This window comes from Rhodococcus sp. (in: high G+C Gram-positive bacteria) (assembly GCF_049591685.1).
Taxonomy (GTDB): Bacteria; Actinomycetota; Actinomycetes; order Mycobacteriales; family Mycobacteriaceae; genus Rhodococcoides.
The window spans coordinates 1-10,256 of record NZ_JBAWFH010000259.1; the positions used below are offsets into that span (position 1 = coordinate 1).

General features: G+C 64.4%; 10 protein-coding genes and 1 pseudogene. 2 read left to right on the forward strand and 9 right to left on the reverse strand.

The genetic code is table 11. The annotated features are described in order from the left end of the window. Positions 1-698, reverse strand: a 698-nt coding sequence (gene groEL, locus WBQ44_RS10955) for a chaperonin GroEL (RefSeq protein WP_495566724.1), incomplete at its 3' end; no start/stop codon positions are given. Between the two features lie 199 nt (positions 699-897). Further along, positions 898-1,773, reverse strand: a complete 876-nt coding sequence (locus WBQ44_RS10960; protein WP_495566716.1) for a DMT family transporter — start codon at positions 1,771-1,773, stop codon at positions 898-900. 289 nt (positions 1,774-2,062) lie between these two features. On the opposite strand from WBQ44_RS10960, the gene WBQ44_RS10965 reads away from it, so the two are divergent. Continuing rightward, positions 2,063-3,853, forward strand: a complete 1,791-nt coding sequence (locus WBQ44_RS10965) for a BCCT family transporter (protein WP_495566725.1) — start codon at positions 2,063-2,065, stop codon at positions 3,851-3,853. A 231-nt stretch (positions 3,854-4,084) separates the two neighbouring features. Here WBQ44_RS10965 and WBQ44_RS10970 read toward each other — a convergent pair whose 3' ends face one another. The 7 genes and pseudogenes from WBQ44_RS10970 to WBQ44_RS11000 all read right to left on the reverse strand — a co-directional run bounded on the left by WBQ44_RS10970 (position 4,085) and on the right by WBQ44_RS11000 (position 9,022). Beyond that, a complete protein-coding gene (locus WBQ44_RS10970; protein WP_495566717.1) occupies positions 4,085-4,318 on the reverse strand; it encodes a hypothetical protein in 234 nt (77 codons plus the stop codon). Beyond that, positions 4,315-4,992, reverse strand: coding sequence for a GOLPH3/VPS74 family protein (locus WBQ44_RS10975; protein WP_495566718.1), 678 nt, complete (start codon positions 4,990-4,992; stop codon positions 4,315-4,317). The genes WBQ44_RS10970 and WBQ44_RS10975 overlap by 4 nt, the downstream gene beginning before the upstream one ends. After that, the gene (locus WBQ44_RS10980) at positions 4,989-5,408 is read right to left on the reverse strand and encodes a DUF1801 domain-containing protein (RefSeq protein WP_495566719.1); all 420 of its coding nucleotides are present in this window, start codon (positions 5,406-5,408) and stop codon (positions 4,989-4,991) included. The genes WBQ44_RS10975 and WBQ44_RS10980 overlap by 4 nt, the downstream gene beginning before the upstream one ends. A gap of 1 nt (position 5,409) precedes the next feature. Continuing rightward, entirely contained in the window at positions 5,410-5,763 is a 354-nt protein-coding gene (locus WBQ44_RS10985; protein WP_495566720.1) for a UBP-type zinc finger domain-containing protein, read from the reverse strand. Continuing rightward, positions 5,764-7,166 (reverse strand): annotated as a pseudogene (locus WBQ44_RS10990) (ATP-binding protein). Continuing rightward, entirely contained in the window at positions 7,163-8,818 is a 1,656-nt protein-coding gene (locus WBQ44_RS10995) for an NAD(P)/FAD-dependent oxidoreductase (protein WP_495566721.1), read from the reverse strand. Before WBQ44_RS10995 ends, WBQ44_RS10990 begins: the two are co-directional and overlap by 4 nt. 63 nt (positions 8,819-8,881) lie before the next feature. Next, positions 8,882-9,022: a hypothetical protein gene (locus tag WBQ44_RS11000; protein WP_495566722.1), complete on the reverse strand. Its 141-nt coding sequence runs from the start codon at positions 9,020-9,022 to the stop codon at positions 8,882-8,884. 179 nt (positions 9,023-9,201) lie between these two features. Between WBQ44_RS11000 and WBQ44_RS11005 the strand changes: the two genes are divergently transcribed. Continuing rightward, positions 9,202-9,999, forward strand: coding sequence for a DUF1206 domain-containing protein (locus WBQ44_RS11005; RefSeq protein WP_495566723.1), 798 nt, complete (start codon positions 9,202-9,204; stop codon positions 9,997-9,999). Positions 10,000-10,256: the final 257 nt, after the last annotated feature.

The window sequence follows — 10,256 nt, forward strand, 5'->3', positions numbered from 1 at the left end:
GGCAGCAGGTCCTTGACGGTGCTGATCTTGGAGCTGACGAGCAGGATGTACGCGTCTTCGAGGACGGCTTCCTGGCGCTCTGCATCGGTGGCGAAGTACGCCGAGATGTAGCCCTTGTCGAAGCGCATGCCCTCGGTGAGCTCGAGCTGCAGGCCGAAGGTGTTGGACTCCTCGACCGTGATGACGCCTTCCTTGCCGACCTTGTCCATTGCCTCGGCGATGAGCTGGCCGATGGACGGGTCGCCTGCGGAGATGCCAGCGGTAGCAGCGATCTGCTCCTTGGTGTCGATCTCCTTGGCGGAAGCCAGCAGCGCTTCGGTGACGGCTGCAACAGCCTTCTCGATGCCGCGCTTGAGGCCGAGCGGGTTGGCGCCGGCTGCGACGTTACGCAGGCCTTCGCGAACCAGAGCCTGAGCGAGAACGGTAGCGGTGGTGGTGCCGTCGCCAGCGACGTCGTCCGTCTTCTTGGCGACCTCCTTGACGAGCTCGGCACCGATCTTCTCGTAGGGATCTTCGAGCTCGATCTCCTTGGCGATGGAAACACCATCGTTGGTGATCGTGGGAGCTCCCCACTTCTTCTCGAGCACGACGTTGCGACCCTTGGGGCCCAACGTCACCTTTACTGCGTCGGCGAGGGCATTGAGGCCTCGCTCGAGGCCACGGCGTGCCTCTTCGTCGAACGCGATGATCTTGGCCATTGCGAAGTGATCCTCCGGATTGGGGGTGACACATTGCTGGCCGAGCTCGGTGCCCGCGACGGACGACCAGGGGTGTCTATGATCCCCGACCTCACCGTGTCCCGACCTGGCACTCACGTGTCGAGAGTGCCAACTGCATTTCTAGCACTCGACCATGGTGAGTGCAAGGTCGAGCGAAGCTGCGTCGGCTTCTCCCCGGTCACGGACCGATCGACGCGGCGGGTTCGTCCTTCGCCGACGATCGAGCCAGTGCGACGGTTGCCGTGACCATCGCGATCACCGCGACGACCAACACGGCCGTCGTGTTGCGATCGGCTGCCAGATATTCGCCCAGTACGACGAATCCGAGCGCCGAGGCCACGACGGGTTCCATCACCGTCGTCGCGGGCAGTGACGCCTGCAGCGACCCGGCGGCGAATGCCGATTGCTGCAGCGTGATGGCGCAGACGGCCACCGCGATGAGCGCGTACAGCTCCACCGAGGCGATCACGGGGACGAAGCCTCGCGACACCAGGTGGACGACGCCCTTGGTCAGCACGGCCGCCACCCCGAACAGCGCCCCGCCAGCGACGCCCAGCAGCAGTGCCTTGGGTGAACCCGCGCTGCGATGCGCCGCGACCACGCAGACGACGACGAACGGTATGCCGATGAGGCAGACGAGCACCCAGTGCCGCGCTTCGGCGCGTTCGATGCCGGGTTTCGGATCGCCGACGACGACCAGGATTGCCACCGAGGCCGTGAGGGCCGCAGCCCAAAGCCACTCACGCGCTGCGATGGCGCGGTGCCCGAACCGTGCGCCGAGGGGCAGTGCAAACAGCAGCGACATCACCAGCAACGGCTGCACGAGCAGAAGCGAACCGAGCCCGAGTGCGGCCGCCTGCAACCCGTACCCGGCGAACCCGACAAGGGTGCCGAGCCACCAGACGGGCTGCTTGACGAGGGAGGTGATCGGCCCGATCACGCCGACGTCTTCGGCAGGTACCTCGGCAGCGGTTCGTTGCCGGACCACCGTCCCGATGGCGATGCACAACGCGGCGCCGAGCGCGAGAAGCACCACCAGCAGGGTTTGCGGCACGCCTTCAGACCCTAATCGGCAGACGTGCCGCGGGCGAGGCGAAGCACACAGCAGTTCGCGTCGACGCGCGCGGGTCCGTTATGTTGTTCTCGGCATTTGACCGAAAAGTACGAGATCCGAACGTGGTCGGCCCGCGCTGACGACAGCATCGGCCGCCGTCCACGATTCGCATACGAAATCGTGAGGACGTAAGCGTCAATTGAATACCAAGAAGCCCAACCCGGTGAAGGAAGCGTGGGCCGGGCTGCGCAAGCCCGTGTTCATCCCCGCGTCGATCATCATTTTCGCCATGATCGCGTTCGCGGTCGTGTTCGCCGGAACCGCCGAGGGCGCGTTCGAATCGCTCAACGAGGGCATCACTGACGGCGTCGGCTGGTGGTACATCCTCAGTGCCACCATCTTCGTGGTGTTCGCGCTGTACTGCGGCATCAGCCGCGTCGGCAACATCCGCCTCGGCCGTGACGACGAGAAGCCCGAGTTCGGCGTCCTGTCCTGGTTCGCGATGCTGTTCAGCGCGGGCATGGGCATCGGCCTCGTCTTCTACGGCGTCGCCGAGCCGCTGTCGCACTACGTGACGCCCCCCGAGGCCGGCCGCGTTGCCGGCAGCACCGATGCAGCCGCCAACCAGGCCATGGAACTGACCATGTATCACTGGGGCCTGCACGCGTGGGCCATTTACGTCGTGGTTGGCCTGGGCCTCGCCTACATGACCTACCGTAAGGGTCGTCCGCTGTCGGTCCGCTGGATTCTCGAGCCGCTCCTCGGCCGACAACGAATCGAAGGTCCCATCGGCCACGCTATCGACACCGTCGCGATCATCGGCACACTCTTCGGTGTCGCCACCTCGCTCGGATTCGGCGTCCAGCAGATTTCCGCCGGTCTGGAATACCTCGGTTGGATCGAGACCAACAACTGGCTGATCGTCGTTCTCATCGTTTTCGTCACCGCACTTGCCACCTTCTCTGTGGTCTCCGGTGTGTCGAAGGGCCTCAAGTGGCTGTCGAACATCAACATGGTTCTCGCCGCGGCACTTGCCGTATTCGTCCTCGTTCTCGGCCCCACCCTGTTCCTGCTGCAGTCGTGGGTGCAGAACATGGGCGGCTACATCCAGGCGTTCCCCGAGCTGATGCTGCGTACTGCGCCGTTCGCCGACGACGGCTGGTCCGGTGCGTGGACCATCTTCTACTGGGGCTGGTGGATGAGCTGGGCACCGTTCGTGGGTATGTTCATCGCCCGTATCTCGCGAGGTCGCACCATTCGTGAATTCGTCTTCGGTGTTCTGCTCGCACCGACGATCATCGCGTCGATGTGGTTCACCATCTTCGGTGACGCGGGCATTCTGCGTCAGCGCGACGACGGCGACATGCTCGTCGACGGAGCAGTGAGTACGAACACCAGCCTGTTCCAACTGCTCGACGGCTTGCCGCTGGCGACGATAACCAGTGTCCTTGCGATTCTCGTAGTGGTGTTCTTCTTCGTCACCTCCTCGGACTCCGGCTCGCTGGTCATCGACATTCTGTCCTCCGGTGGCAACCTGGACACTCCAAAGATCACTCGCATCTACTGGACGACGCTCGAAGGCGTCGCCGCAGCGATCCTCCTACTGGTCGGGGGGTCAGGTTCACTGACGGCACTACAAACAGCATCGATCGCCACTGCTGTGCCGTTCTCGATCATTATGGTTCTGGCATGCGTGTCGCTGCTCAAGGCGTTCCGCTACGACGTCGCCACCACGCCTCGCTACCTACGAGTGACGGCTACGCCCGCAACCGAAACACCTGAGGAAGCACTGGCTGTCGGAGCCGAGGCCGCGCCGAAACCAGCCCGTAAGGCCGGCATCTCGTCGACGTTCTCCGGTCTCGGACCGTCCCGCGACGGCCTCGCAGTGCCGAACAACGGAGGGCACATGGTCGTTGCCGTGCACGAGGTTTCGAGCGAGTCACTCGCGGTCGATCCGGCGACCGGTGAAGTGGGGTACTCACACGACAACGCTCCCGTCGATCCACTCGGCGGCGAATCGTTCGACACCCCGGAGTTCGCCGATTCCGCGGAAGGGCACGCGCAGAAGAACGCCCAGTAGCACCGTCCATCCAGCGAAGGGCCCGGCTCACGCCGGGCCCTTTCTGCGTCGACCGCCGCCCTCGTCCTGCGAGTCCTGACCGCCTGAGGTCGCGAAAGGGCCTGAAACTACTGCGCGGGCGTGTACTGCATCTGACGTGCCGTAAGTCTCGCCGTCTCCTCGCCGACCAACCGACCGATCAAGTGCAGCGACAGGTCGAGGCCGGCACTGATTCCTGCCGACGTGGCAATGTCACCGTGATCGAGAAAGCGGACATTCTCGCGAACTTCGAGTTCGGTCCGGCGCGAACGCGATTCGCCGATGTCCTCCCAGTGCGTGGTCGACGCCTACCATTACCACCTCGAACGCCGGCTCCCCCATCTCGCGTTCGGTGATGCGGTTCGCGACGGAGAACACCTCGAACGGGCCGCACGCGTCGAGGACCTCGACGTCGTCGAACATCAGAATCGCCAACGACCTCGTCACGAGCTGGTCGTGGTGACGATGATCGGAACCATCACCGCAGCCATGACGGCGGTGTTGACGTCCTGCACGGCTTTGCGCACTGCGGCACTCGCCCAATCGCCTTCGGCGATCTCCTTGGCGCGCTTGGCGGCCGCCTTCTTGTCGACGCCCGGCAGCACTTTCGGGATGGCGTCGATCGCGGCGACCAACGAGATCAGTGCGGAGATCTCGGGAGGAGGCGTCGTACCGTCGACGATGGCACTGCCGATCCACTGGCGCGCCCAATCCTGACGTGTCGTATCGCGGGCGGGCCACGTCGTCGTGGGAAACAGGCCCAGGATTTTGTCGCGTCGTTCGGTGACCAATCCCCGGTGCGCCAACCGGGACCCGACCTCCTCGGTCAGCTTTTTCTGCAGCTTCTCGATTGCCTTCTGCGGCTTCATCGGATTCTTCTCCCCACCGATGACCGCGTGCGCCCGCGCGAGAAGCGGGTCCGTTGGCGGCGGGCCGGAGACGACCAGACGACCGTCCTTCACCGGCTCACCCCTGCCGGTGATTCGAACGGAACCGTTCATCGCCAGCTCCAACACCAGCGCACCTGCGAGAACTCGGGGAAACTTCGTACTGTCGACCATCGGCTTACCGGTGTTGTCGTCGACCAACAGCACGAACACGTCCTCCGCGATCAGCGTCATGACCCGAGCGTACCGACGACGTACGGATAGGACAGTGCGATCATCTTTTCCAGCACCGCCGGATCGATGTCGGCCAACTTGTTGACATACAGGCACCCGGCCCCGGTCCTGTGCTTGCCCAGTTGCCCCAGCATCGCCTTCGACTCCGGCTCGTACGTGAGTCCGTAGATCGCGAGCGACGCTGTACGCGGCGAGAACCCGACTGCGAGGGCGTCGCCTTCCCTACCGCTGTCGTAGCGGTAGTGGTACCGGCCGTACCCCACCATCGTCGGACCCCACATCACCGCCGGTTGGTCCGTGATGCGCGCGAACATCTCGTGCAGCACCAGGCCATCTGCCCGTCGGACGGGATGTTCGACGGCCCCCAGCCACCGGAGAGCGTCGACGTCGGTGGGTCCGGTCTTGTTCTCGCTCATCTCAGTTCAAGTATTTCTGCCAGTCCGCGGGCACCCGATCCTTGGGGCCGGGCGTGCCCTGATCCGGCGGGTGATGCTGCGGGGGAGCAAGATCGGGCCCGTCGTACATCAGCTCGTCGGCGTAGCTGTAGTACCAGCTCTCCCCCGGTTCGAAGCTGCGAATCAGTTGGTGCCGGGTGCTCTCGGCATGCTTGCTCGCATGCTGGGACGGCGACGAATCACAGCAGCCGACGTGACCGCACTGCGCGCACCGTCGCAGATGGAACCACCAGCCCTTCGATGTGGTGCATTCGGCACACCCGGGGCCCGACGGGGGAACCGTGGTGTCGACTCCGGGAATTTCGTCTTCGCTCATCTACGTCTCCTCGGTGGCGTTCTCCGCCGGTGGATGGATCGGGAGTCGCACGACGAAGCGTGTGTTCCCTGGTTCGGACGTCACGTTCAGTTCTCCGTGATGCTTCTTCACCACGATGCGCCAGGAGATGTCGAGTCCCAGGCCGGTTCCCTCGCCGACGGGTTTCGTGGTGAGAACGGTTCGAAGATGCGCAAACGGATATCCGCCGGCACTCCGGGACCGGTGTCTACGATCTCGATCTGTACCTGATCGTGGTCGACCGATGTGCGCACCGTCAACGTGCCCGCGCCGCCCATTGCCGCCGCCGCATTGTCGATCAGGTTGGTCCACACCTGGTTGAGTTCGGCTGCGTACGCCGGGATGTCGGGTATCGCGTCGTATTCTTTGACGACCGTGACGCCCTCACCGATCTTCCGACCGAGCATGACGAGTGTGCTGTCCAGCAATTCGCGTACGTCGACGGTTTGGTACGGCGCCCGATCCATCTGCGAATACTGTTTCGCCGCACCGACGAGAGTGGACACCCGCGTCGTCGAATCCGCGATCTCGTTCATCAGCAACTCGGTCTCGACCGTGTAGTTGAGCCACCGGATCGCACCTTCGAGCGTGGTGGCGTCGAGGCCCGCCTGCACGAACGTCGGTGCCAGATCCCAACCACCGGATATCTCGCGGTCGTCGAACCAATCAGTCAACTCGTCCTCGCGATCCGACGCCTCGAGCGGAGAAAGCTTGGGCGCCTTCGCCACTAGCTCGACGGCCTCCTCCTGAAGCCCGACGAGCGAGGTGAGCGCGCCTCGGTCCAGCGTTCCGTTGGCGGTCATCTTGAGCTTGTGACGCATGTGCGCGACGCGATCACGAAGCGCCGACGTAGCGCGCACCGCTGCCGCAGCGGGATTGTTGAGCTCATGCGTCAGCCCTGCGGACAACTGCCCGAGCGCCAACAGTCGCTCGCGCTGCTCGATGACCTGAGTGGTGTTGCGCTGACCGAAGAACAAAAGGTCCAGCAGATGCAGCGCCATCGGAAACCACTCGGATACGACCTCGGCGAAGCAGTCCGCGTCGAGCACGAAGAACTGCGAGGTGGACGTGACGCGCATCGAACCCTGATAGACCTGCGGCGCCCGCTCCCGCAGATACGCCTGCCACGCACCGGCATACACCCCGCGCTGAGACGTGCGATTGACGACGAGATCTTCCGCACCCGACCTCTTGCTCAACACCAGCGAGCCGTCGATCAACACGTAGAAGCACGTCGCCGGATCACCCTCCGCGTACACCGGACCGGGTTCGATCGTCTCGAGGCGGCCCTCGACGCACAACTTCTCGAGCTGCTCGTCGGTAAGCTTCTCGAACAGGAACAACGTCCTGAGCAGGTCTGGGCTGCACTTCACCGGCGCGCTCATGGATTTTCCAGATATCGGTGCACCAGCATAACCGCCATCGCACCCTCGCCGACCGCCGACGCGACGCGCTTGGCCGACGCCGAGCGAACGTCACCCGCAGCGAACACGCCGGGAACGCTCGTCTCGAGATGGTGCGGCAGACGGTCCCTGTTCCACCCCGCAGGAGCCTTACCGTCGACCACCAGATCCGGACCGGTGACGACGAACCCGTGCTCGTCACGCACCACGAAACCGTCGAGCCAATCGGTACGGGGCGCCGCGCCGATGAACAGGAACAGATAGTGCGCGGACACCGTCTCCTCCGCCCCGGTGGCGCGATCGTGCAGCGTGATGAACTCGAGGTGATCGTCGCCCGCTACGCCCACCACCTCCGTGCTCGTGCGCACGGTGATCCGCGGATGCTCCTCGATCTGTTTGACGAGGTAGTACGACATCGACGCTTCCAGCGACTGCGCCCGAATGAGGATGGTGACCGACTTCGCGCCGCGCGCCAAATAGACGGCGGCCTGACCGGCCGAATTGGCGCCACCCACGATGTACACGTCCTCGTCGGCGCAGCCGGCTGCCTCGGTCATCGCCGACCCGTAGAACACGCCCCGACCGGTGAAGTTCTCGATGCCCGGCGTACTCAGCCGCCGGTAGGCCACGCCCGTCGACAGAATGACCGTCTGGGCGTCGATACTGCGGCCGTCGGCGAAGCGGACCGTACGAGCCGACCCGTTGGCCTCCAACGCCACCACATCCTGCGTCGTCACGACCTCGGCGCCGAACTTCAACGCCTGCCGCCGAGCACGGTCGGCAAGCTGAGCACCGGATACACCGTCGGGGAAGCCGAGGTAATTCTCGATCCGCGAACTCTGGCCGGCCTGACCACCCGCCGCCGTGCGCTCGATGAGCGTCGTGCGTAGCCCCTCCGACGCGCCGTACAGAGCCGCACCCAACCCTGCCGGACCACCACCGATGACGACGAGATCGTAGAAGCCCTCCGACGGAGACGTCGTCAATCCCAGATGCTCACCGAGTTCGGAATCGGTGGGCGCGAACAACGGGGTACCCGCGGCCGTGACCACCACCGGACACATCGTGTCGTCGACGCCTGCCGACGACAACAGTCTCGCGCCCTCCGGCTCGTCGGCCATGTACCAGCGATACGGCAGCTGGTTACGAGCGAGGAACTCGCGGACCTCAAACGACCGAGCCGACCAGCGATTGCCGACGATCTTGGTCTCCTCCACCGGCCGATGATCCGACGACGCCCATGCCTCGAGCTGCGTATCGAGCACCGGGTACAGCTTCTCCTCCGGCGGATCCCACGGCTCGAGCAAGTAGTAGTCGAGATCGATGACGTTGATCGCGTCGATGGCCGCATCGGTGTCGGCATAGGCAGTCAGCAGCACCCGTCGCGCCTGCGGGTACAGGTCCATCGCCTGCTCGAGGAATTCCATGCCGTTCATCAGCGGCATCCGGTAATCGGCCAACAACAGAGCCACGGGTTGACCACGCAGCTTGAGTTCTTTGAGAGCGTCGAATGCTTGGGCGCCGGATTCGGCGCGGATGATGCGGTACTGCTCGCCGTAGTGACGACGAAGATCGCGGGCGACGGAGCGGGATACTCCCGGATCATCGTCGACGCTGACAATTGCAGCTTTCATGACCCTCCCGGTCGGGCGTTACTCGAAGTGCAAGTATGCCGCCGAGGAGGCGAAACCGTGGGGTCAGAGCTGACCGCGCCTGACCATGTCGATTTCGCCGGGAGTAAGCAGACGCTCGAGCTTTTCGCTCGGCCAGGTGCGAGGTCGGCCGCTCATGCGAGCGGTCTCCAGCAGCGGCACGCCTGCGCTGGGTCGAGAAAACATCGAATGAAGGTTCACGATCGATCACTCCGAACAAATGAGTTGTGGCTTGATTCCTCGTTGTTTCTATCGACCAGTGTTCGCCTCTCGTTACCCGAAACGCGCGAGGCGCGCGGAACAAGTTTTGTCGACATAGCGCCGGGGTACTGTGCGCTGACCATCGGGCAATCGGGGAGCCACCAGTGAATTCGTCACCCAGCAACGCCGCACAGAACGTACAGAACAGCGACCTCTTCGAAAAGGCAGCCAGAGTCGGACACTTCGTCAGCGGCCTGCTCCACATCCTCATCGGCTACATCGCCATCCGCCTCGCATTCGGCGAAAGTGGCAACGCCGACCAGTCCGGCGCACTGGGAACCCTCGCCGATCAGCCCGGTGGACGAATCGCACTGTGGATCGCCGTCGTCGCCTTCGTCGCCCTCGCGCTGTGGCGGATCGTCGAAGCCATCGTCGGCAAGAAGTCCGACCAGGACTCGGGCAGCGCAATGGACCGTCTCAAAGCAGGCGCACTCGCAGTCGTCTACATCGTCTTCGCATGGACCACCTTCCGATTCGCCAGCGGATCCGGCCAATCCAGCGGCCAGCAGAACGCATCGATGACCGCGAAGTTGCTGGAGAACGGCGCAGGCAAGTTCGCCCTCATCGTCGTCGGACTCGTCATCATCGGCGTCGGCGGCTACCACGTCTACAAGGGCGTATCGAAAAACTTCCTCGACGACCTCGAAGGCCACACCGGCAAAACCGTCGAACACCTCGGCCTGATCGGCTACGTCGCCAAGGGCATCGCGCTCGTCGGCGTCGGCGCCCTCGTCATCGGAGCCGTGTTCACCTCCGACCCCAGCAAAGCCACCGGCCTCGACGGAGCCATCAAAACCCTCGGCGCCCAACCGTTCGGCCAGATCCTGCTGATCCTCGCCGGCGTCGGCATCGCGCTCTACGGCATCTACTCCTTCGTCCTCGCCCGGCACGCCCGGATGTAGACCTCGTTCAGGCCACGCGTCGAACCTCCACCCAGCCGTGTTGGCGCACCTTCCGACTGTTGGCGCAGGTTGCAAACCGCGCGGGCGGCTGAAACGTGCGCGGATGGTCGGTGACGGGGCGCTGAGCGGGACCGGACCGGACGGGCGCTGAGCGGGCACGCGTCGAACCTCCACCCGGCCGCGTCCGCGCACCTTCCGATTGTTGGCGCAGGTTGCAAACCGCGCGGGCGGCTGAAACGTGCGCGGGTGGTCGGTGG